A 22951-nucleotide genomic window follows, 5' to 3' on the forward strand; every position below is an offset into this window, starting at 1 on the left:
CCGCCTTTTCGAAATCGCACTAGCAGGAACGGTGCAGTTCTTGCTAGAATACGGCTCGCCGCCGCTTTAGCTCAGTTGGTAGAGCAGTTCATTCGTAATGAAAAGGTCGCCAGTTCGATTCCGGCAAGCGGCACCAGGAACACCCGCATTAACGATCAACCCGCGTTCTCGCAAGAGGCGCGGGTTTTTTGTTTTTTGTTTTTTGTTTTCTGTTTTTTGTTTCGGCGCCCGGTGGCGCGGGCGGCGTATCAACGCTGGGTCGCGTGGCCCAGTTCGATGATGAAGCAGGTGCTGACGGGCTCGGCGGGGACGCCGGCGGTGGCGGCGGTGCTGGCCGGGCGCAGGGCATTGGCGTCGCCATGCCAGTGATCGACCAGCCACCGGCCGTCCCGGTCTTGCTGCAAGATATAGGATTGCCCATCCTGGGCCGGCGTGGCCGGCATGCCCTGGGCGGGGGCGCTAAAGCCCAGGTCGCGCCAGATGTCGCTGGCGTCGCCGCGCTTGCCCCTGGCGACCCAGGCCGCCCGGCGCGGCAAGCCGCACGCGCTGGCGCCGCCCAGCCAGCCCGCATCGAGCGCGCCTTCGCCCTGCAAGCCGATGGCGGGCGCATTACCTAGCCTGGTATAAACAAAGCGCATCGTGTACTTTCGCAGAGGAGGGCGGGGTCCGGTTCGCTGATCAAACACGCCACGGGCGCAGCGCGCCTTTGCCGGTTTCTCCAGTATCGACAGATTGCCACAGTATTGCTTCAAACCATGTTCGAATATACGGGGCGATTCGCCCTCATACCTGCGCCTGCATTGCCGACGCTGCAGGCGTGGCCAGGGCGGGCGCATGCTCACAATTGCCGGGGGACATGACGCCGACCGCTCAGCATCGCCCAGATCGTCTAGTATACCGCTTGTTTTGACGCCGTCGCACCCACGCATTGTTTGATGACCATGAAATCTGTTGAGCCTGCTACCAGTTCAAGCACCACCGCCGCCGCGCCGCCGCGCCTGTCCCTGCGGGCCCTGGGCCGGCGCGGGCCGATGCTGTCGCTGTCGCTGGTGATCGCCCTGAGCGCGGGGATGGGGCTGGCCCAGGTGTTGCAGCAGCCGGCCGCGCCGCCAGCGGCGACGGGGGCGGCCCCCCGCGCGGCGGCACCGGCGATCGCGCCCACCGCTGCCGCTGCCGCTGCCAGGCCGGAGCTCGTCACCGTCGAGCGGGGCGACCTGCAAGCGAGCGTCGATGCCGCCGGCAAATTGCAGCTCTATAAATATGTCGACGTCAGCGCGCAGATCGCCGGCCAGGTCAAGGAGGTGCTGGTGGCGGTGGGCGATCCCGTCAAGGCGGGCGCCATGCTCATCGAGATCGTCCCCACCGTGCTGCCGGCCAAGGTGGAAATCCAGCGCGCCCAGATGGCGCGCCTGCAGGCTGAACTGGCCGACCAGCGCGCCCAGCTCGACTACGCCGAGCTGCAGTTCAAGCGCCAGAGCCAGCTCAAGGAAAAGAACGCCACGCGCGAAGATGCCGTCGAGTCGAGCCGCATGGGCCTGGCCTCGGCCAGCGCGCGCGTCGATGCGATCCACGCGCAGATCCGCCAGGTCGAAGCGAATCTGAAAATCGACGAGGAAGGCCGCCTGCACGCGCAGGTGGTGGCGCCGATCGCCGGCACGGTGGTGGCGATGAACGCCCACCCGGGCCAGCCGGTGGGGCCGGGCACCGTCCAGGTGGCGCTGCTGCGCATTGCCGACGTGAGCCGGATGACGGTGCAGGCGCGGGTGGCCGAGATCGACGTCACGCGCTTGCGCAAGGGCATGGCGGCGCAATTTACCACTCCCGGCTTGCCCGGCCAGCGCTGGTCGGGCAAGCTGCGCCAGGTGATGCCGATCCCGGCCGACAATTCGGGCGAGCAGGGCCGCGACACCGTGTACAACGTGGTGTTCGACGTCGCCAATCCCGATCAGCAATTGATGAGCGGCATGAGCGCGCGCGTGCGCTTCATCGTCGGTCAGGCCCAGGACACCCTGCTGCTACCCGCGCGCGCGCTGGGAGCGCTTGATGCCGATGGCGTGTACAGTGTCAGTGTGATCGATGGCAATGGCAAGCCGACCTTGCGCCGCGTCAAGACCGGCATGCGCAACAGCCAGCAGGTGCAAGTGCTGTCGGGGCTGGCGGAGGGCGAGCAGGTGATCGTCGCCCGGGTGGCTGCGCCGCCGCTGGCGCTCAGACCGGCGCCGTCCACGCCGGCGCCGGTGCCTGCCAGCCCACCTGCCGCGCCCGAATTGGCCCTCGCGGCGGCGCCGTCGACATGAAACCGGAGACATCGATGTACCCTGATTTTCCCCGCAAGGCGGCGCTCGCTGCCGCGATCGCACTGCTGGCCGCCGGCCTGTCCGGCTGCGCCACCAAGGTCGCGCTGCCGGAAGCGACGCCGGCGGTCGATGTGCCGCTGGCCTGGACCAACAGCGCCAAGCGGGGCATGGCCGACCGCATCGACGCCGACTGGTGGAAGCGCTTCGGCAACGCCGAACTGACCGGCCTGGTGGCAGCGGGCCAGGTCGGCAACCTGGACCTGGGCGCGGCGCGCGCGCGCGTGCGCCAGGCCGAAGCGCAGGCGCGCATCGCCGGCGTGCAATTGTTGCCGACGGTGGACCTTGCCAGCGGCGCCAGCCGCGATGTGCCCCTCGGCAGCGGCGCCGGCAGCACCTCGGCCAACGTCTGGCTGTCGACCGCCTACGAGGTCGACTTCTGGGGCAAGAACGACGCCAGCGTGAAGTCGGCCGATGCCTCCCTCAAGGCCAACCGCTACGACCGCCAGACGGTGGCGCTGACCACCACCAGCGCCATCGTTTCCGTGTACCTGCAAGTGCTCTCGCTCAACGACCGCCTCGACATCGCCCGCGAACACGTCGATAACGCCGAGAAAGTGCTCGTGCTGGTGCAGGCCCAGCTCGAGGCGGGGTCGGCCTCGACGCTGGACCTGGCGCGCCAGCGCTCGGCCGTGGCCGGCCTGAAGGCGGCGATTCCCGATTTGCAGCAGCAGGCGCGCGAGGCGCTGTCGGCGCTGGCAATCCTGCTGGGGCGCCAGCCGCAGACCTTCGACATCGACAATCACGGCCTCGACAGTGTGGTGCTGCCGGACGTCACTCCCGGCCTGCCGTCCGAACTGTTGTCGCGCCGCCCCGACATCCTGCGCGCCGAAGCGGTGCTGGACGCGGCCAATGCCGACGTGTTCGCCGCCCGCGCCGCCCTGTTTCCCCGCATCCGCCTGACCAGCGCGGCGGGCGCGCAGAGCAATGCCTTGCTGGCGCTGTTCAACGGGCCCAACTTGCTCGCCACGGTGGGCGCCTCGCTGATCACGCCGATTTTCGACGGCGGCCGCCTGAAAAGCGAACGCGACCTGGCCATTGCCCGCAAGCAGGAACTGGTGCAGGTGTACCGCGCGACGGTGGTGGCGGCCCTTTCGGAAGTGGACAATGTGCTGGGCCTGATCCGCACCATCGACGAACAGCGGCGCCTGAAGTCGATGGAGCTCGAGCAGGCGCGCATTGCCAATGATTTATCGCAGATCCGCTACAAGGTGGGCGCCGAAGACTTGATGACCGTGCTCGACACCCAGCGCACCATGTCGGATGTACAAAATGAGCTGGGTTTACTCAAGCTCAAGCGCTTGCATGCGACCGTGTCGCTGTTCAAGGCGCTCGGCGGTGGTTGGCGGGACGAAGGCAAGGAAACGCCGGCCGACAAGGATCCGGGCGAGCGCCGCGAACAGGCGCAGCAGCGCCAGCGGGCAGCGGACGGCAAGGGCTGAGCGTCAGGCGCCGCGCCGGCGGGCACGCTAGCGTAAGCCAGCTTATGCCAGCTTACGCAAGCTTGCTCGTTTGCTTGCTCGCTTGGTACGGACGGTGCTTCAGCGGGCGCTGCCGCCGATTTCAATAATAAAACTGTTCGTGGAAGCACTTGCCGGGCGCTGTGCTTCGCCGGCGCCCGCCACTGCTTGCAGGGGGGCAGGCACGGCCTTGGCCACACGGTCGCCAGCCGACCGATGCCGGTCGCTTGCGGGCCCCGCGCGACTGGCCGCGGTGCCCTGCTCGCCCAGGGCCACTACCACGCTGGCGCTCGCGTGCGGCTGCCAGCCATTGGCGGCGAGGGGCCGCATGACCCCCGCCTGGTCGGCCCGCCACGGATCGATCAGCCAGGCGCCCCCCGCATCTTTCTGCAGCACCAGCACGGTGGCCGATGCCGCGTGCGGCAGGGCGGCGCCGCCGTCAGCCGGAGGCGGCAGTTGGGCGCCGATGGCCAGGTCGGGCCAGAAATCGTAGCAGGCGTCGTTGGCCTGCCGCTGCAGCCAGCCCGAACAGCTTGGCAAACTCAATACGCGCACCCCGCCCCTGGCGCCACGCCAGTGTGCAACGTCGCGGTGTGCTTCTGAACGCAGTCGGGAATACCGGTAGCTCATGGATGCGCGGACCTCAGAGGGGGATTGCTGTGGATCGCCTGGCTTCGACCTGGCCCGGCTGGATAAGTTCAATCGGGGCGCAAATTAAGCCGGACTGGTCTTGGCGGCGGCGCGCCGTGGCGGCGCGAAAGCTGCACCGGCAGTGTAGCCAGTTTGCTCAAATGTGTCCACGTGGAAATAAAAATATCCATATAAAAAGTTTCCAGCGGGCGCGGCAGCGCCGCCCGGGCCCCAGGACGCCGAATGTGGCCGCACGTTCGGCTCTGTTAGTCACCGCACAGTGCCAACATTGTTACTCGTATATGTTGGCATACATGCAGACGGATGCTAAGCAGTCGGAACGATCGGGTGTTTTTTCGGCTCACAACCGCGCAAGCTTGCGTTGGGTCAAGCGCCTCGCGCCTGCGCCAACAATATTGAAAAGGAATACATCATGGATAACCAGAAAAACAACCAAGTCAATCAAGGCAATCAAGGCAATAGCGCGCGCGAAGGCGCCGGCGCCAGCATGGGCAAGGACCTGAGCAATGCTGCCGGCAATGCCATCGACAAGGCGCGCGAGTCGGGCAAGGAACTGGGCAAGGATCTCAGCGATGCCGCAGGTCATGCCGTCGACAAGGCGAAAGACCTCGCGCGCGATGCGTCCGGCGCCGTGCAAGCGGGCGCTGCCGGCGTGCACGACAAGATCGACCAGGCCGCCGATGCCGCCCGCCCCATCGTCGAGCGCATGGCCAATTCGGCCCACGCAGGTGTCGATAAGTTGTCGGGCGCGCTGTCGGGCGCCACCGAAGGCCTCGATGCCAAGGGCCGCCAGTTGACCGATGCCGCGCGCGCCTTCGCAGACACGGGCCGCGGTTACGTCCGCACCAGCCCCGCAACGTCGGTGCTGGTCGCCTTGGGCGCTGGCTACCTGTTGTCGAAACTGCTGGGCAGCCGCCGCTAAACTGGCGCCGCCCGCCCCGCAGCGGGTTTGAACGCAAAAAGGATGGCCTTCACCGGCCATCCTTTTTGCATTTACCTGCATGGCGCACCGCCATGGTGCAGCGCAGTATCCAAAAAACCACAGCGGCCAAGGGGCGGCCCCTAATTTGAAGTTAATTGCTTCGCCGACATTTCCAGCGCATTTGTTCCTCTGTAGGCTGGGGATGTGACTTCCGGCAGCTGCCGAGTGTTACATCTGCCAGCCAGGGGTGTCGGCGTCGTGCGGCGTACCCGGGTTCCGTTGTTCGATTTCGCGGCCCTGCCACGCCACCTCTCACCCCCATGCTCAATCACCTCAGCATCAAGTCCCGCCTGATCTTCGTTATTGGCCTGCTCTCGCTCATCTCCGTGCTGGTCGGCGCGGTCGGCCTGTACAACCTGAACGCCACCAATCAAGCGCTCAAGACGGTCTATGACGATCGCCTGGTCGCGCTGGCACAGCTGGGCGACATCTTGACCAAGATGCAGGAAAACCAGAACGCGCTGGCGCTGGCCGCCAGCGGCCCGGCCGAGCGCATCCCCGCCACCATCGTGCTGGTCGAGCAGCGCATCGGCGAGATTACCAAGAGCTGGGACCAGTACATGGCCACCTACCTGACGGACGACGAGAAAGTATTGGCGCAGCGCTTTGCCGACAGCCGCAAGCAATTCGTCGTGCAGGGTCTCAAGCCGGTGCTGGTAGCCCTGCGCGCCAACGACATGGCGGCCGTGCTGGCGCTGGTGCACGGCCCCCTGAGCACGACCTTCGTGCCGGCCCGGGCGAACATGCGCGCACTGGTCAAGCTGCAGGTCGACGTCGCCGCCCAGGAGTATGCGGCGGCGCTGGCGCGCTACGACCAGGCCCGCAACGTCGCCATCGTGCTGCTGGTGGCGGGGCTCGCCTGCGGCGTCGTCATCGGCATCTGGCTGATCCGCGGCATCGGCGGCGCGCTGGCCCAGGCCCTGCGGGTGGCCAATGCGGTGGCCGGCGGCGACCTCACTGAGCCGATCGTGATCACCTCGAACGATGAAATCGGCCAGCTCTTGATGGCGCTGGAAAAGATGAACGGCGGCCTGGTGAACATCGTCGCCGAAGTGCGCAGCGGTACCGACCTGATCGCCACCGCTTCCGGCCAGATTGCGGCCGGCACGCTGGACCTGTCGAGCCGCACCGAAGAGCAGGCCAGTTCGCTGGAACAGACGGCGGCGTCGATGGAAGAGCTGACCTCGACCGTGCGCCAGAATGCCGACAACGCCCGCCAGGCCAATGTGCTGGCCAGCACCGCGTCGGCGGTGGCCGCCAAGGGCGGCGAAGTGATCGACCAGGTGGTCGGGACCATGGGCGACATCAACACCTCTTCGCGCAAGATCGTCGACATCATCAGCGTCATCGACGGCATCGCCTTCCAGACCAATATTCTCGCGCTCAATGCCGCCGTCGAAGCGGCCCGTGCCGGGGAGCAGGGACGTGGCTTTGCCGTCGTCGCCAGCGAAGTGCGTACCCTGGCCCAGCGCTCGGCCGCCGCCGCCAAGGAAATCAAGACCCTGATCGGCGATTCGGTCGACCGCGTCGACGCCGGCAGCATGCTCGTCAACGAGGCCGGCAAGACCATGCGCGAGATCGTCGACAGCGTGCGCCGGGTCACCGACATCATGGGCGAAATCAGCTCGGCCAGCCACGAACAGACCACCGGCATCGACCAGATCAACCAGGCCATCACCCAGATGGACCAGGTGACCCAGCAGAACGCCGCGCTGGTCGAGCAGGCCTCGGCCGCGTCCGAAGCCATGCAGGATCAGGCGGCCCGGCTGGCGCAGGTGGTGAGCGTGTTCAAACTGGCGCCCGCTGGCGCGGGGCACGGGCGCACCGCGCCGGCGCGCGCGGCCTTAGCGCCCGCTTTGCAGTAAAAAGCTGTCCTGGCGACAGGTGTTGCGCGAGCGGCGGATTTCCGCTTCGCCGCAGGCCATCGACGCGCCGCCCTTGTCGTAGCAGGCGTGGATCTCGTTGAGGAAGCGGCCGCCGGCACCGCAGAAGGGCAGCACGGCATGCTCGGGCAGTCGGGGATTGGCGGCGCGGAAGGCGCCGACAAAGTCCGCGTACGTGGTGCGCAGGGGCTGTGCCGGCTTCTCGAACGGGGCCGGAATGCGCAACTGCTGGCGCAGCCTGGCCGACAGGGCAAAATAGGCCGCCGGCGCCAGACCCGAACAGGTGCCATGCTTTTGCCACTCGTGGCCGATCAGCTTGGGCGACGGGTACAGCGGCGCGTAGCGGGCCCGATCGGCGCTGCTCAAGGGCTCGGTCGAACAGCTTTGCGGATAGCCGCGCTGGTACTGCGGCCACAGGCCGTGCAGCACGAAGCCGGCCTGGCGTCCGGGCGCGCACTGGTTCGGGTCGTCGTGGGTGGCGCAAAACGCGGGCGACCAGGACAGCGCCACGGCGTAGTAGTCGAAGCGGCCCGGTTCACCCTCGCTGCGCTGGTGACGGGGGCCGCCCGCCTGCGCGCCCGCGCACGTCAGCGCCAGCAGCAGCGCCGCCAGCGCCGTTTTATTCGATGTCCACCGTGTCATTGCGTTCCTCCCTTGTCGTCGTGCCGCATTGTAGCGGCAGGCAGGCCTGGCGCAGGCGAAAAAAAGCGGATCGAGCGATCCGCTTTTTTGTCATTGGCCTTACTTCATCAGCACCGGCGCCGGCGGCGTCAGCGCCGCAGCAGGCGCGCTCCCCTTGCCGCGCAGCCGGCCCAGCTGGCGCTTGAGCCAGTGTTCGAGGTCATCGATGAGGGTGAACGCGGCCGGCACCACCAGCAGGCTCAGTAGCGTCGAGGTGATCAGGCCGCCGATCACGGCGATCGCCATCGGTGAACGGAAGCTGGGGTCGGCGCCCCAGCCCAGCGCCAGCGGCATCATGCCGGCGCCCATGGCGATGGTGGTCATGATGATCGGGCGGCTGCGCTTGTGGCAGGCGTCGACCAGCGCGTCGAAACGGTTCATGCCGGCCTGGCGCGCCAGGATCGCGTAGTCGACCAGCAGGATCGAGTTCTTCGTCACGATCCCCATCAGCATGATCAGGCCGATCATCGACGGCATCGACAGCGCCCGTCCCGTCACCAGGAGCGCGACGAAGGCGCCGCCGATCGACAACGGCAAGGCCATCAGGATCGTCAGCGGTTGCATGAAGTCCTTGAACAGCAGCACCAGCACGCCGTAGATGCACAGCACGCCGATGGCCATGGCGATGCCGAAACTGGCGAACAGCGCCTGCATCTCCTGGGCGTCGCCCAGTTCGGCGATTTTCACCGAGGCGGGCAGGGCTTTCATCGACGGCAGCGCGCGCGCCTCGGCGTTCACTTCGCCCAGCGAGCGGCCGGACAGTTCGACGTCGAGGGTGACGTTGCGGCTGCGGTTGAGGCGGTCGATCTGCGCCGGGCCGCTCTCCATGGTGATGGTCGCCACGTTTGCCAGCATCACGGGGCCGTTCTTGCCCGGCACCGTCAGGCGGCCGATGGCAGCCAGGTCGGCGCGCACGGCATCGGGCAGCTTGACGCGGATCGGCACCTGGCGCTCCGACAGATTGAGCTTGGTCAGGGCGACGTCGTAGTCGCCGGCGGTGGCCACGCGCACCGTCTCGCCGATCGACTGGGCCGTCACGCCCAGGTCGGCGGCCTTGGCAAAATCGGGCCGCACGATGATCTCGGGGCGCACCAGCGACGCGCTCGAGCTGACGTTGCCGATGCCGCGCAAGGTGCGCAGTTCACGCTCGACCTGGCGCGCCGCGCCGTTCAGGGCCACCGGGTCTTCCGAGCGCAATACCAGCTGCATCTTGACGCCCGTATCGGGCGGGCCGACATTGAAACGGGCGCCGGGAATCTGGTCGAGCCTGGCGCGGATGGCGTTTTCGATGGTGTTGAGCGAGGCGGCGCGCTTGGTCCGGTGCAGCGTGGTGAGCGTCAGCACGGCGCGGCGCGCTTCGGCCGCCGCGCCGGGGGCGAAGGCGTCGCCGCTGGAGCCACCGCCGATCGAGCTGAACACGCCCGTCACGCCGGCCACCTGCATCGCCGCCAGGCGCGCCTGTTCGGCCACCACGCGCGTTTGCGCCAGCGTCGAGCCGGGCGGCAGCTCCAGGTTGATCTGGGTCTGGCCGCGGTCGGCTGGCGGCACGAAGCCGGTCGGCAGCAGGCCGGCCAGGGCGATCGAGCCGACGAAAAACAGCAGCGAGGCGAATGCCGTGATCCAGCGGTGGTTCAGGCACCATTTCATGGCGCCCATGTAGCGTCGCATCAGGGCGCCGTCGGCCTCTTCACGGTGCGGCGTGGCCTTCATGATGTAGGCCGCCATCATCGGCGTGAGCAGGCGCGCCACCAGCAGCGAGGCGAGGATGGCCAGCACGGCGGTCCAGCCGAACTGCTTGAAAAATTTGCCGGGGACGCCACCCATGAAGGCGGTCGGCAGGAACACCGCCACCAGCGCGAACGTGGTGGCGATGACGGCCATGCCGATTTCGTCGGCCGCTTCGAGCGCCGCCTGCATCGGCGTTTTGCCCATCCGCAGGTGGCGCGAGATGTTCTCGATTTCGACGATGGCGTCGTCGACCAGCACGCCCACCACCAGCGCCAGCGACAGCAGCGTGACGGTGTTCAGGGTGTAGCCGAACAGGTACTGGCCCAGGAAGGCCGGCATCACCGACAGCGGCAGGGCGGCGGCGGCCACCAGGGTGGCGCGCCAGTCGCGCAGGAACCAGAACACCACCAGCACGGCCAGGATGGCGCCTTCATAGAGCAGCTCCATTGAGCCGTCGAAATTTTCCTCGACGGGGGCGGCGTTGTCGATCACTTCGGTCAGTGCGATGTTGGCGTGCTCGCCCTGCAGGTCCTTGACGGCATCGCGCACGCCGCGTGACACGTCGATTTCGCTGGCGCCCTTGGTGCGGAATACTTCGAAGCCCACCACGGGCTTGCCGTTTTGCTCGGCGATCGAGCGCGGCTCGGCCACCGTGTCGGTGACCCGGGCGATCTGGTCGAGGCGCACGCGGCGCCCGTCGGCCAGGGGAATGTCGAGCGCGGCCAGTTCGGCCGCCGTCTGCACGGTGGCGATGGTGCGCACCGACTGCTCGGCGCCGCTGATGTCGCCCCGTCCGCCGGGCGCTTCGCGCTGCACGTTCTTGAGCTGGCGCGAGACGTCGATGGCGGCCACCCGCAGGGCCGCCATGCGGGCGTCGTCGAGTTCGACGCGCACTTCACGGAACACCCCGCCGACCCGCTTGACGGAACCGACACCGGGCACCGACAGCAGTCGCTTGGCGACGGCGTTGTCGACGAACCAGGACACTTCCTGGCTGTCGAGGGCGGCGCCATGGTTGACCACCACGGGCGAGGCGACGAAGGTGAGCACCACGCGGCCGGCTGTGGACGCCTTCGTCACCGTCGGGTCGCGCATTTCGGCGGGCAGGTCGGCTTTCACACGCGCGACCGCGTCGCGCACGTCGTTGACACCCTCGGCGATGTCCTTCTCCAGGATGAATTCGACGGTGATGGTGGCCACGCCGTCGAGCACCTTGGTGTAGATGTTCTTGACCCCTTGCAGGCTGGCCACCGAGTCCTCGATCTTGCGCGCCACTTCCGTTTCCAGCTGGGCCGGCGCGGCGCCGTCGAGGGTGGCGGTGACGGTGACGATGGGCAGTTCGATGTCGGGGAAATCCTGCACCTTGTTGGCCTTGAAGGCGAGCAGCCCGGCCAGCGTCAGCAGCACGAACAGCATGATCGCCGGCACCGGGTTCTTGATCGATAAAGCGGAAAAATTCATGGCGCCCCCTTATTTCGTGGCGACGGCCGGCTTGGCGGCGGCGACATTGCGCACCAGGTCGCCGTCATTGAGGAAACCGGCGCCATCGACCACGACCAGGTCGTCGTTCTTGATGCCGGCGGTCACTTCGATGCGGTCGGCCAGGCGCCGCCCCGTGCCCACCTTGAGCTGGCTGACGCGCTGGTCGGGATTGAGCCGGAACACGTAGCTGAAGCCGTCGCGCACCACCACCGCCTGCTGCGGCACCGTCATGGCGGACGAGCTGCCCAGTTCGAACTGGCCGCTGGCGAACATGCCGGCCTTGAACGGCGCATTTGCCGACAGCGAGGTGGGCAGGTCGACGTAGACCAGTGCCGAGCGGGTCTGCGGGTCGATGGTGGGGGCGATCATGCGCACCGTGCCATTGAGTTTTTCGCCGCTGGCGGCGGTGACGATGGCGCGCGTGCCCGGTTTCAGGCGGGCCAGGTCGGCCGCCACCACTTCGGCGCGCCACTCGAGGCGGCCCTGGCGGATCATTCGGAACAGTTCCGTGCCGACGCCGACTACCGAACCGACGGTGGCGCTGCGGGCCGAGATGATGCCGCTGTCGGGCGCCACCACCTGGGTGTATTTCAGGCGCAGCTGCTGGGCCGACAGGGTCGCCTGCGAGGCGGCGATGCGGGCGTTGGCGGTCTGCTCGGCCGTCATGTACTGGCTGATCTGCTGGGCCGACAGGGCGCCCGAACTTTGCAGGGTGCGCGCACGCGCGGCGTTGGCGGCCGCCTCGGCGGCGTTGGCGCGCGTTTCCAGCAGCGCGGCCCTGGCCTGGGCCAGGTCGGCGTTGACGCTGTCGGCGGAAAACACCGCCAGCACGGCGCCCTTCTTGACGATGTCGCCCACGTTCACGCGCACTTCGTTGAGCCGGTAGCCGCCCGTCTCGCTGCCGATGATCGCTTCCTGCCAGGCGCTGACGTTGCCGTTGGCGGCCAGCAGGAGCGGCAGGCTGGCGGCCGACGGCCGGGTGGTGGTGACGGTCAGCGCCGGCTTGAGCGGCGCCGCCGTCTTGTCGGCGGCCGATGACGGCGGCGCCGCCAGCAGGGCGACCGCGCCGGTGGCGGCGAGCACGCCGAGAGCGATGGCGGCGGCGGGATGGGTGAGCAGGGTTTTGATGGTCATGGCGATATCAGTCATATTAGTGGGGCCAGGGCGGGCGATCTTACTGGCGCGCCGCGGTGGCGGCGCTGGCAGGGGGGCGGTTGGTGGCCACGGTCCAGCCGCCGCCGGCGGCGCGGTACAGGGCGACCAGGGCGGCATTGCGTTCGCGTTCGAGGTTGACCAGGGCGTTTTCCGCGTTCAGGCGGGTGCGGCGGGCATCTTCCAGCTGCAGCAGACTGGCCAGGCCGTTCTTGTACAGGTCTTCGGTGGCGCGAAACGCGTAGCGGTAGCCGTCCAGGGCGGTACCGGCGTCGGCGCTGCGGCGCGCGGCGCTGCGCTGGCGCACCAGCGCTTCCTCCACTTCGCGCACGGCCTGGCGCGCGGTGGCGCGGTAGCTGACGACGGCGTCGTCGTAGCGCGCGCGCGCGGCGTCGACATTGGCGGCGCGGCGGCCGCTGTCGAAGATCGGCAGCGACAAGGCCAGCGGGCCGATGGTCCAGGTGTCGAGTTTGGTGTTTTCGCCGCCGCTGCGAAAGTTCGCCACCCCCACATTGCCTTGCAGGCTCAGGCGCGGATAGCGGTCGGCCTGGGCACTGCCAACATCATCGCTGGCGGCCGCCACCAGTTGCTCGGCGTTGAACACGTCGGGCCGTTGCGCCAGCAGCTGGGTCGGCACGGCGCTGATCTCGACCGCGCTGGCGGCCACCGCGCCGCTGGCGGCCAGGCGCTGGCGCAGCTGGGCTTCCGGCAGGGCCGTCAGCGCCACCAGCGCCTTCAGGTCCAGCTCGCACTGGGCTTGCTGCTCGATGACGCGGCTGCTGCCTTCGGCCGCGCTGGCGCGCGCCAGCGCCGCGTTGGCGGGCGACTGGAAGCCCGCCTCGGTGGTCAGTGCCGTCAGGCGCGCGCTGTCGGTGCGCGAGGCGGCATCCTGCTCGGCCACTGCCAGCAGGGCGCCGCAGCTGCGCAGCGCGTAATACTGGTTGGCCGTTTCGGCCGCCACCGACACGCGCGCCTCATGCCAGGTGGCGGTGCTGCCGGCCAGGCGCGCGTCGGCGGCGTTGCGCTCGGCGCGGCGGGCGCCGAACAGGTCGATCTCCCACGCCGTCTGCAAGCCCAGCTGGGACGTGGTCCCCAGCGGCAGCGTGCTTTGCTGGCTGGCGCGCGAGATGCTGGCGGCGGCATCGACAGCGGGCAGCAGGGCGGCGCCGGCGGCCACGCTCTGCGCGCGCGCCTGGGCGATGCGCGAACGCGCCGCCGACACCGTCGGGCTGGCCGTTTGCGCCGCGCCGATCAGCTCGGCCAGCAGCGGGTCGCCCTGGCCTTGCCACCAGCTCGCCAGTTCGGTCAGGCGGGCCTGGGCGGGCGCGTCGGCGCCGGCCGCCTGCCAGGCGGCCGGTGCTGGCGCCGCCACCCTGGCGGGCGGCGCGCTCACCGCGCAGGCGCCCAGTAACAGGGGCGCGGCGGCGCAGAACAGGGTACGCAGGTGCTTCATGATTTTTTCTTTCGTGGCAGGGAGGGGGGCACGGCGGCGGCGCGCTCGACATTGACGAGCGCCTCGGCGTAATCGACCAGTCGCGCCAGCCAGATGTCGATGGCCGCTTCGTCCTTCATCAGCTGGGGCGAGAGCACATCGATCACTTCGCGCGAGACCATCATGTGCAGGGCCAGGCCGGCGATGCTGTAGGCGAGGCGGGCGACGTTGTCGCGGCCCGGGTCCAGGCCCAGGTGGCGGCTCAGCGCCAGCGCCAGCGCGTTGTGGGCGGGGCGCACGTCGTTGTCGATTTCCTGGCGCCACAGGCCGGTCGGCTCGAGCATTTCGCGAAACCACAGGCGCATGCCCACGCGCGCGTCCTCGCCCTGCTTGAGCTGGCCCAGCAGCATGCCGTAGAACTGCGTGAGCATGGCGCGCAGGGACAGGGCCGGGTCCGTGAAGTTCGATACGGCGTCCGGCGTGCATGGCGACATTTCGCGGAAGGTGGCGCGGTACAGGCCCGCCTTGTCGCCAAAATAATAGCTGATGGCGGCGATATTGGTGCCCGCCGCCAGCGCAATTTCGCGCGTCGAGGTGGTGGCGAAGCCCTGCGCGGCGAACAGGCGCATGGCGGTGATGAGCAGGCGCTGGCGCGATTGGGCGCCGTCGGCGCGGGTGCCGCGGTGCTCGTCGAGCTCGGCGGCGCCGTGCTGGGCGCTAAAGTGGTCTTTATTATCCATAAGCAATTAAACCACACAAATCAAACGAATGATATAAGTCAAACGAACGCTCGATCTTTTCTTACATTTCTTTACATGCGATATCGCACTGGACTTACTGTGGCGGCCCCGGCAGGGTATAAAGGTTGATGTCGGGTTAGCCGACGCCGCTGTTTAACCGATGAGGCCGCCCATGTCCCTGTTTCGTTCCTCCTTCGCCACCTTTGGCTTGGTGCTGGCCAGCGCCGCCGGCCAGGCCGCGCCGGCGCCGGTCGCCCTGACCCCCGAGCAGCAGGCCGTGCACGTGTTGAACCGGGTCGCCTTCGGCCCCCGCCCGGGCGACATCGAACGGGTGAGCAGCATCGGCGTGCAAAATTACCTCGACGAGCAGTTGCGCCCCGCCGCCTTGGCCTATCCGCCCGCACTGAGCGCGCGCCTGGCGGCGCTGGCCACGCCCAACCGCACGGCCGGCGCCGTGGTGGGCGACTATGTCGAGCTGCAAAAGCAGGTGCGCGACGAGGATGACGGGGCGCGCCAGCGCCGCCGCGCCGCCCTCACCGCGATTGCCGTCGAAACGGCCGAGGCGCGCCTGGCGCGCGCCATCGACAGTCCGCGCCAGCTGGAAGAAGTGATGGTCGAGTTCTGGTACAACCATTTCAATGTCTTCTCCGGCAAGGGGATCGACCGCGCCCTGGTGGCCAGTTACGAGCGCGACGCCATCCGTCCGAACGCGCTGGGCAATTTCGGCGCGCTGTTGAAGGCGACCGCCCACCATCCGGCGATGCTGTACTACCTCGATAATTTCCTGTCGACGGCGGACGGCTATCGCCAGGGCGGCAAGGCGCCCGGGCAGAAGGGACGGGCCACCGGCCTGAACGAAAACTATGCGCGCGAACTGATGGAGCTGCACACGCTGGGGGTCGATGGCGGCTACAGCCAGCAGGACGTGACGGAACTGGCGCGCATGCTCACCGGCTGGACCTATAACCAGCGCGCGCTGATCGAATCGAACCAGACCTTCCGCTTCGACGCCGCGCGCCACGACAAGGGCGTCAAGCACTGGCTGGGCCGCGAGGTGGCCGCCGCTGGCGTCGCCGAGGGCGACATGGCGCTCGAGGTGCTGGCGCGCCACCCGGCCACGGCGCGTCACATCAGCTACAAGCTGGCCCAGTATTTCGTCGACGACGTGCCCAATCCGGCGCTGGTCGAGCGCATGGCGCGCGTGTTCCAGGCCTCCGACGGCGATATCGGCTCGGTGATGCGGGTGCTGTTCGCCAGCAGCCAGTTCCTCGCGCCCGACGCCGTTGGCGCCAAGTTCAAGACGCCGTACCAGTTCGTCGTGTCGGCCGCCCGCGCCAGCGCCACTCCCGTGGTCAACGTGGCGCCGCTGCTGGCGACGCTGGCGCAACTGGGCATGCCCCTGTACGGCTGCCAGACGCCGGACGGCTATAAAGATACCGAGCAGGCCTGGCTCAATCCCGACGCCATCACGCGCCGGATCGGCTTTGCCACGGCGCTGGCGGGCGGCAAATTGCCGTTGTCGGCCGCGCCGGCCGGCGCGGCGCCGGCGGCGATGGCGACGATGGCAGCGGTGCCAGCGCAGATGGCGCCGGCGCCGGCGTCAGTGCCGCTCGATCCGGCGCGCCTGCAGGCCACCCTGGGCGAGTCCATCTCGGCGCGCACCCTGGGCGCCGTGGCGGCCAGCGCCGCGCCGCTGCGGGCGGCCATGCTGCTCGGCAGTCCCGATTTCATGCAACGCTAAGCGGAGAATCACCATGCAACGCAGAACCTTCCTCGATTCGATGGCACTGGGCGCCGGCCTGCTGCTGCCGCTGGGCCGCGCGGCCTGGGCCGCCTCAGCGGGCACGCCCACGCAGAAAAAACTCATCGTCGTCATGCTGCGCGGCGCCGTCGACGGCCTCAATGTGGTGGCGCCCGTGGCCGACGAAAACTACCTGCGGCTGCGCCCCACCATCGGCCTGGCCCTGCCCGGCATGGAGGGCGGCGCCATCGATCTCGACGGCTACTTTGGCCTGCACCCGGCGCTGGCGGACCTGCAGGGCCTGTGGGCGGAGAAAAAGCTGGCTTTCGTCCATGCCAGCGGCTCTCCCGACAGCACGCGCTCCCACTTCGACGCGCAGGATTACATGGAATCGGCCACCCCGGGCCGCAAGAGCACCGCCGACGGCTGGATGAACCGCCTGCTGGCGGCCCTGCCGGGCGTGGCCACGCCCAGCCGGGCGCTGTCGATCGGCCCCGTCATGCCGCGCATCCTGTCGGGGCCGTCGGCGGCGATGAACCTGCCCAACGGCGCCGCCGCCACCCGCGCCAACATCCTCGACAAGAAAGAGGTGGGCGCCGCCTTCGACCAGCTCTACGGCAGCCACCAGCGTTTCGGCCGCGCCTACCAGGATGGCAAGCAGGCGCACCAGGATGTGATGGCGGCCGCCGCCGCCGCGCTCGAGCACGACAAAGCCAATCCCGCCGATCGCGGCGCGCCCCTGCCGAACGGTTTCCCCGACGACGCCGCGCGCCTGGCCACCTTGATGCGCAACGATCCGACTATTCAGGTCGCCTTTATCGACCTGGGCGGCTGGGACACCCACGCGGGCCAGGGCGCCGCCCGCGGCCAGCTGGCCAACCGCCTGGCCCCGCTGGGCCAGGGCCTGGCGCTGCTGGCCAGGCGGCTGGGGCCCATGTTCGACGACACCACCATTGTCGTCATGTCCGAATTTGGCCGCACCGCGCGCGAAAACGGCAATGGCGGCACCGACCATGGTCACGGCAATGTGATGTGGGTACTGGGCGGCGCCGTCAACGGCGGCCACGTCCACGGCGACTGGCAGGGGCTGGGCGACGCCGCCCTCAACGAGGGGCGCGACCTGCCGGTGACGACCGATTTCCGCCACGTGCTGGCCCAAATCGCTGAGCGGCACATGGGGCTGGGCGAGCGCCAGCTGCAAAAGATTTTCCCAAATTTGCCACAGCGCGGCGGGCGATTCCAATTATTTCGCACTTAGAGGTTTGCCTCTATTGCACTGCACAATAAATCGGCTTATATTGGACTCGTCTCCTCCAATTTCCCGCAAATTGGATTACCGCCCGGGCCTGTAAAGGCTTCGGGCGTTTTTTTTGTGCGCGGGCAATTGCTGCACCTGCACCTGCACCTGCACGGCCGGCTGCTTTAGAACCTATCCCGGTAGGTCGGAGTCGCTGCTTGCGCGCCTGGCAACCGATGGCGGCGTTGCTCGTCTTCGCATGGCTCGCCATGCGTCATCCTCGCGCCTTGCCCTCGGCTGCCATGCATCGCAATCCGCTTCCTCCTACCTACCGGGATAGGTTCTTAGCCGGGCGTGTGCAGCGTCAGCGTAAACGTGCTGCCGTGGCCGAAGTCGCTCGTCAGGCTGAGCGTGCCGCCGATCAGCTTGGCCAGGTTCTGGCACAGGTACAGTCCCAGGCCGGCCCCTTCGACGTTGCGGGTCGAAGTGGCGTCGAGTTGAGAGAAGGCCTGGAACAGCTTGGCCTGGTCCTCGGCGCGGATGCCGGCGCCGCTGTCGCTGACGGAAAACGTGGTCAGGACCGCCGCGCCCGTCGTCGTCTGCGTCAGCGCCAGGCTGACCGCGCCGCTGTCGGTGAACTTGATGGCATTGTTGACCAGGTTGATGATGATTTGCACCAGCGCGCGGTGGTCGCTGACGAGCAGCACGGGGGTGGCCGGCACGTCCACCGACAGCAGCAGCCCCTTCTGGTTGGCCAGCGGGCGCAGCGAATCGGCCGTTTCGATCAGCAGGGCGCGGCAGTCGAGGGGCGCCGCCGTCACCGTCACCTTGCCCGCCTCGATCTTGGCCACGTCGAGGATGTCGTTGATCAGCGAGAGCAGGTGGCGCGCGCTGGCGCGGATCGTGTTCAGCTGGCGCTCCTGGTCGGGCAGCAGGGGGCCGGGCAGCTTCATCAGGAGCGTGCCGGTAAAGCCGATGATGGCGTTCAGCGGCGTGCGCAACTCGTGCGACATATTGGCGATGAAGGCCGACTTCATGCGGCTGGCCTCAGCCAGTTCGAGGTTCTTCAGGGCCATCTCGCGATTGTGTTGTTCCAGCTCGGCCGCGTGCTGCGACAGGCGCATGTTCAATTCGATCACCTGGCGCTCGCGCGCCTGCAGTTCGCCATTGACCTGCACCGCCTGTTCGTAGGTCGAGATCAGCAGGTCGAGCATCTGCTGGCGGCTGGCATTGATGAAATGCTTTTGCTCGCCCAGGTAGACGCCGATGCCGGCCTCGGGACCGGCGTCCTGGCGCAGCAGCTGGTTGAGCAGCACCTGGCTGATGCGGTTGAGCAGATACGCTTCCGAGTAGGGCTTGCGAATGAAGTTGTCGGCGCCCGACTCGATGCCGCGGATGATGTCGCGGGCGTCGTTCAGGGCCGTCACCAGGATCACCGGGATGTCGCACAGGGCCGGATCGGCCTTCAGGGCGCGGCACAGTTCGTAGCCGTTCATTTCCGGCATGATGATGTCGGAGACGATCAGCTGCGGCCTGGCCGCGGCGATCTGCTCGAGCGCGTCACGGCCGTTATGGGCCAGCCGCACGCGGTAGCCGGCCGCCGCGATCAGGCGGCGCAGGCGCTCGGCCTGGGTCGGGCTGTCTTCGACGATGAGCACTTCATGGTCCTGCGGCTGCAGGGTCGGTTGCTGTTCCACGCGCGTCTCCTTGGGCCTGTGCGGCCGAATCGGTGCGCCGCGCCGGGCGCGGCGGGGGTTGGGTCAGGCGTCGTCGCCCTGGAATGCCGCCGCGCGCCAGGTCAGCACCAGCGTGTCGCGGTAGCCGTTCTCGCCCGTCGGCTGGATCGGCGTCGACTCGTGGATGACGGCGGCGTCATCGAGCATGAGCAGGGTCCACGGCGTCGTCATGGTAAAGCGCTGGCCGGCCGTGCCGGCCGCTTCGAACACCCGTGTTTCGCCGCCCTTGACATGGTGGCGCCCCACCAGCAGCACGGCGACGAAATCGACGCCGTCGCGGTGCGCCCCTTCCGGCGTGGGCCGGCCGATCCCTTCGAGCGTGTCGATGCGGAACTGGTGCGCCTCGACGAACCAGTCACGCGCCCCTTTCGCCTGCGAACAGGCGCGCCCCAGCGCCAGCAGCAATGCCGTCCACGCAGGATTGGCGATGGTGGCGGGGTCGATCGGCTCGAACAGCCGGTGCATGCCGCCGTGCAGGGCGTTGTACTCGATCGGCTGCCAGTGCGCGCGGTGCGCCGTTTGCCGCAGCGTGGCGCCGTCATCGACAAAGCAGGAATGGCGGCGGCGCCGGTAATTGCCGCCGTCCTTGAGGTAATTGTCGCGCGCCAGGTGGTTCCAGCCGGGCGTGAGCGCGTCGAGGTCGGCGATGGTGCAGCCAGCCAGCGCCGCCACATCGGCGGGGCGCAGCAGCGCGTAGCCGCGCGCGCGCAGCTCGTGCGCCAGGGTGGCGGGGTCGGTAAAGGGCGGGACGGGGGCGGTGGTCGAATGGGTCATCGGCGTTAGCGTAGCATTGTTGCGTATCGATCGTACAGGCCGGCCATCAGCGCAGCGGCTGTTCCTGCGCCTGGCGGTTGAAGCTGAGCGTGCGCACGGTACCGTTTTCGGTGATGTTGAGCGTGTTCGACTGATCGGCCAGGAAGTCGCTGAGGATCGCGTGATGTATCACGGCCGCCTGCGCCAGCGCCGTGTTGGCCACTTCCTGGTACACCACCACCGTCTCCGGTCCCACGCTCAGGCCAATCCAGCGCAGCGGCAGGCGCTTGCCGTCGGCGCCGGCGATCCAGAACTGTTTTTCGATGTACTTGCGCAGCACCGCCTCGTCTTCCGGCCGGCTCAGGTCGAACTGGCGCTGGTACAGATTGGCCAGCAAGGCGTCGACATCGTCGGTGTGGTACGTGTGCACCACTTCCAGGCTGGCCGACCTGGCGTTGTAGGACAGGTCGGTAAAACCGATATGGAACTGGTGGCCGAAGGCGAGCGCGCTGCAGGCGAGCAGCGCGCCGGCGAAGGCGCGTCGCAGGGTCTTCATGGCGCAGCCTTCGGATCGGCCTTCGGTTCCTTGAGCTTGGTGCCGAAATCCTTCATCAGGTCATTGCCGCCCCGTTCCTGCTTGAACAGTTCGACGCGCGACGGCGTCATCTTGCGCGGCCAGCTGTTGTTCGACACATCGTTGTCGGCCGTTTCCCAGTACGGGTCCTGCGTCAATCCCACCATCGGCTCGTCGGTGACGATCAGTTTCGTGATCTTCTTCGACGAATAGCGCCACACCTCGGCGGGAATGCGCTCGATGGTTTTCTTGCCGCTGGCCAGTTGGATTTCCAGCACCAGCGGCGTGACCAGCCCGCCGAGATTACTGAAATCGACCAGGTACAGGTGCTTGCCCTGCGTGAGCAGCGCTTTTTCCCACGGCTCGAGCTTGTCGATGGTCTCGTTAAAACTGTTGCGGTCCTTGTTGGTGACGGTGAAATCGTCGTGCTCGTTATAAAAATCCTTCAGCTCGGGGTGGGCGTCGAGGCGGCGCGCCAGCGTGCCCTTGTTGCGCTGGTCCGTGATGGAGACCGGTTCGGCATCCTTCTGCGCTTTTTTCCAGGCTTTTTCGATCTCCGGATTCTTGCTCGAGACGCCGTACTCGGTGATGCCGTCGATGCTCACGTCGACCGCGTCGGTGGTGTAGAACCAGCCGCGCCAGAACCAGTCGAGGTCAGTACCGGAAGCGTCTTCCATGGTGCGGAAAAAATCGGCCGGGGTGGGGCGCTTGAATTTCCAGCGCTGGGCGTATTCGCGGAAGGCGAAGTCGAACAGCTCGCGTCCCAGCACCGTTTCGCGCAGGATGTTCAGGGCGGTGGCCGGCTTGGCGTAGGCATTGCTGCCGCGCTGGGTGACCGACTCCGAATTGGTCATCACGGGCACCTGGTTGGTCGAGCGCATGTAGTCGACGATATTGCGCGGTTCGCCCCGCACCAGCGGATAGCCTTCTTCCCACGCCTGTTCGGCCAGGTACTGGACGAAGCTGTTGAGGCCCTCGTCCATCCAGGTCCACTGGCGCTCGTCGGAGTTGACGATCATGGGGAAATAATTGTGGCCCACCTCGTGGATGATCACGCCGATCAGGCCATATTTGGCCCGTTTCGAATACGTCACTTCGCCGGTCTTCTTGTCCTTGGTGGGACGCTGGCCGTTAAACGAGATCATCGGGTATTCCATGCCGCCCACGGGGCCGTTGACGGAGATGGCGATCGGGTAGGGGTAGTCGAAGGCGTACTTGTTGTACTGGTCGATGGTGTGGATCACCGCCTGGGTCGAGTACTGGCCCCACAGGGGATTGGCTTCCTTCGGGTAGTACGACATCGCCATGACGTCGGTGCCGCCCTTCTTGTAGCCTTGCGCATCCCACAGGAACTTGCGGCTCGAGGCCCAGGCGAAGTCGCGCACATTGGCCGCCTTGAAGTGCCAGGTCCTGGTGCTGGTGCTGCGGGTTTTTTCGGCCAGTTCGGCCTCGGCCTGGGTGACGATCATGACCGGGCTGGTGGCGCTGGCGGCCTGGCGCAGGCGCTCGCGCTGGCTGCTGGTGAGCACCGTGTCGGGGTTCTGCAGGATGCCGGTGGAGGCGACGACGTGGTCGGCCGGCACCGTCAACTGGACGTCGTAGTCGCCGAATTCGAGCGTGAACTCGCCATCGCCCAGGTACTGCTTGTTCTGCCAGCCGGTGGCGTCGTAGTAGGCGGCCATGCGCGGGAACCACTGGGCCACTTCGAACAGGTCGTTCTTGTCGGCGTCGTCGAAGCGTTCGAAGCCGCTGCGCCGTCCCAGCACATTCACTTCCGGGATATTGAAGCGCCAGGCCAGCTTGAAGCGGTAGCTCGACCCTGGTTGCAGCGGCTGCGGCAGGTCGATGCGCATCATGGTCTTGTTGATGACGTGCTTGAGCGGGCGGCCGTCGGCGTCGGTGACGGCATCGATCTTGAAGCCGCCGTCAAAGCTGCGGCTTTCCATCGCAAAGCGCAGCTGCTCGAATTTCAGGCCATCGGCTTCGGTCTTCGCCCTGGCCCAGGCCTCGCGCGAGGGCACGGTGGCGGTGCTGCGGTTGTCGGCGTCGGCGCGGAACATGTTCTGGTCCAGCTGCACCCACAGGTAGGACAGGGTGTCCGGTGAACGGTTATGGTAAGTGACGGCCCCTTCGCCGGCAATGCTGCGGCTCGCTTCATCGAGCGTGGCGCGGATCGCATAGTCGGCGCGTTGCTGCCAGTAGGCGTGACCGGGGGCGCCGGAGGCGGTACGGGTGCTGCCCGGCGTGGGCAGCAGTTCCTCGAGCTGGCGGAACTTGTCGTTGAATTGCTGGCCGCTGGCGCCGATGGAAACGCACAGGGCGGCGAGCAGAAAAGAGAGGCGGATCGGTTTCATGGAGAGGCTTC

17 protein-coding genes and 1 tRNA gene are annotated in these 22951 nt (G+C 67.5%); 7 read left to right on the forward strand and 11 right to left on the reverse strand.

The genetic code is table 11. The features are described 5' to 3' along the window. Window positions 1-60 precede the first annotated feature (60 nt). Window positions 61-136: transfer RNA gene (locus ACP7EY_RS09695), tRNA-Thr, on the forward strand. 112 nt (window positions 137-248) lie between these two features. Here the strand turns inward: ACP7EY_RS09695 and ACP7EY_RS09700 are convergent. After that, window positions 249-638, reverse strand: coding sequence for a hypothetical protein (locus ACP7EY_RS09700; RefSeq protein WP_426192865.1), 390 nt, complete (start codon window positions 636-638; stop codon window positions 249-251). Between the two features lie 303 nt (window positions 639-941). Between ACP7EY_RS09700 and ACP7EY_RS09705 the strand changes: the two genes are divergently transcribed. Both ACP7EY_RS09705 and ACP7EY_RS09710 read left to right on the forward strand, forming a co-directional pair. Then, window positions 942-2297 carry an efflux RND transporter periplasmic adaptor subunit gene (locus ACP7EY_RS09705; RefSeq protein ID WP_426192868.1) on the forward strand — a complete coding sequence of 452 codons (1356 nt, stop codon included), beginning with the start codon at window positions 942-944 and terminating at the stop codon, window positions 2295-2297. A gap of 14 nt (window positions 2298-2311) precedes the next feature. After that, window positions 2312-3796, forward strand: coding sequence for an efflux transporter outer membrane subunit (locus tag ACP7EY_RS09710; RefSeq protein ID WP_426192870.1), 1485 nt, complete (start codon window positions 2312-2314; stop codon window positions 3794-3796). A gap of 99 nt (window positions 3797-3895) precedes the next feature. Here ACP7EY_RS09710 and ACP7EY_RS09715 read toward each other — a convergent pair whose 3' ends face one another. Next, on the reverse strand, window positions 3896-4360 hold the full coding sequence (locus ACP7EY_RS09715; protein WP_426192872.1) for a hypothetical protein: 465 nt from the start codon (window positions 4358-4360) through the stop codon (window positions 3896-3898). A gap of 517 nt (window positions 4361-4877) precedes the next feature. On the opposite strand from ACP7EY_RS09715, the gene ACP7EY_RS09720 reads away from it, so the two are divergent. Together ACP7EY_RS09720 and ACP7EY_RS09725 are read left to right on the forward strand one after the other, a co-directional pair. Then, on the forward strand, window positions 4878-5387 hold the full coding sequence (locus ACP7EY_RS09720; protein ID WP_426192874.1) for a hypothetical protein: 510 nt from the start codon (window positions 4878-4880) through the stop codon (window positions 5385-5387). 320 nt (window positions 5388-5707) lie between these two features. After that, window positions 5708-7312, forward strand: a complete 1605-nt coding sequence (locus ACP7EY_RS09725; RefSeq protein ID WP_426192876.1) for a methyl-accepting chemotaxis protein — start codon at window positions 5708-5710, stop codon at window positions 7310-7312. Here ACP7EY_RS09725 and ACP7EY_RS09730 read toward each other — a convergent pair. The 5 genes from ACP7EY_RS09730 to ACP7EY_RS09750 form a co-directional block, all read right to left on the reverse strand. Then, window positions 7292-7972: a ribonuclease T2 family protein gene (locus tag ACP7EY_RS09730; RefSeq protein WP_426192878.1), complete on the reverse strand. Its 681-nt coding sequence runs from the start codon at window positions 7970-7972 to the stop codon at window positions 7292-7294. The two genes, ACP7EY_RS09725 and ACP7EY_RS09730, sit on opposite strands and share 21 nt — an antisense overlap. A 99-nt stretch (window positions 7973-8071) precedes the next feature. Next, entirely contained in the window at window positions 8072-11200 is a 3129-nt protein-coding gene (locus tag ACP7EY_RS09735) for an efflux RND transporter permease subunit (protein WP_426192881.1), read from the reverse strand. Between the two features lie 9 nt (window positions 11201-11209). Next, the gene (locus ACP7EY_RS09740) at window positions 11210-12355 is read right to left on the reverse strand and encodes an efflux RND transporter periplasmic adaptor subunit (protein WP_426192883.1); all 1146 of its coding nucleotides are present in this window, start codon (window positions 12353-12355) and stop codon (window positions 11210-11212) included. A gap of 40 nt (window positions 12356-12395) precedes the next feature. After that, on the reverse strand, window positions 12396-13826 hold the full coding sequence (locus ACP7EY_RS09745; protein ID WP_426192885.1) for an efflux transporter outer membrane subunit: 1431 nt from the start codon (window positions 13824-13826) through the stop codon (window positions 12396-12398). After that, on the reverse strand, window positions 13823-14545 hold the full coding sequence (locus ACP7EY_RS09750) for a CerR family C-terminal domain-containing protein (protein WP_426192887.1): 723 nt from the start codon (window positions 14543-14545) through the stop codon (window positions 13823-13825). The genes ACP7EY_RS09745 and ACP7EY_RS09750 overlap by 4 nt, the downstream gene beginning before the upstream one ends. 172 nt (window positions 14546-14717) lie before the next feature. On the opposite strand from ACP7EY_RS09750, the gene ACP7EY_RS09755 reads away from it, so the two are divergent. Together ACP7EY_RS09755 and ACP7EY_RS09760 are read left to right on the forward strand one after the other, a co-directional pair. Continuing rightward, window positions 14718-16286 carry a DUF1800 domain-containing protein gene (locus ACP7EY_RS09755; protein ID WP_426192889.1) on the forward strand — a complete coding sequence of 523 codons (1569 nt, stop codon included), beginning with the start codon at window positions 14718-14720 and terminating at the stop codon, window positions 16284-16286. A 13-nt stretch (window positions 16287-16299) separates the two neighbouring features. Continuing rightward, on the forward strand, window positions 16300-17544 hold the full coding sequence (locus tag ACP7EY_RS09760; RefSeq protein WP_426192891.1) for a DUF1501 domain-containing protein: 1245 nt from the start codon (window positions 16300-16302) through the stop codon (window positions 17542-17544). A gap of 323 nt (window positions 17545-17867) precedes the next feature. Here ACP7EY_RS09760 and ACP7EY_RS09765 read toward each other — a convergent pair whose 3' ends face one another. The 4 genes from ACP7EY_RS09765 to ACP7EY_RS09780 all read right to left on the reverse strand — a co-directional run bounded on the left by ACP7EY_RS09765 (window position 17868) and on the right by ACP7EY_RS09780 (window position 22940). Next, window positions 17868-19220 carry a hybrid sensor histidine kinase/response regulator gene (locus tag ACP7EY_RS09765; protein ID WP_426192893.1) on the reverse strand — a complete coding sequence of 451 codons (1353 nt, stop codon included), beginning with the start codon at window positions 19218-19220 and terminating at the stop codon, window positions 17868-17870. Window positions 19221-19283: 63 nt separating this feature from the next. Then, window positions 19284-20033 (reverse strand): 2OG-Fe dioxygenase family protein, encoded by a 750-nt coding sequence (locus tag ACP7EY_RS09770; protein WP_426192895.1) that lies wholly within the window; start codon window positions 20031-20033, stop codon window positions 19284-19286. Between the two features lie 46 nt (window positions 20034-20079). Further along, window positions 20080-20568 carry a DUF6702 family protein gene (locus tag ACP7EY_RS09775; protein ID WP_426192897.1) on the reverse strand — a complete coding sequence of 163 codons (489 nt, stop codon included), beginning with the start codon at window positions 20566-20568 and terminating at the stop codon, window positions 20080-20082. Continuing rightward, a complete protein-coding gene (locus ACP7EY_RS09780; protein ID WP_426192899.1) occupies window positions 20565-22940 on the reverse strand; it encodes a M1 family metallopeptidase in 2376 nt (791 codons plus the stop codon). Before ACP7EY_RS09780 ends, ACP7EY_RS09775 begins: the two co-directional genes overlap by 4 nt. Window positions 22941-22951: the final 11 nt, after the last annotated feature.

The sequence above is a fragment of the Massilia sp. DWR3-1-1 genome, assembly GCF_049898325.1.
In the GTDB taxonomy this organism is placed as follows: Bacteria; Pseudomonadota; Gammaproteobacteria; order Burkholderiales; family Burkholderiaceae_D; genus JAFCUW01.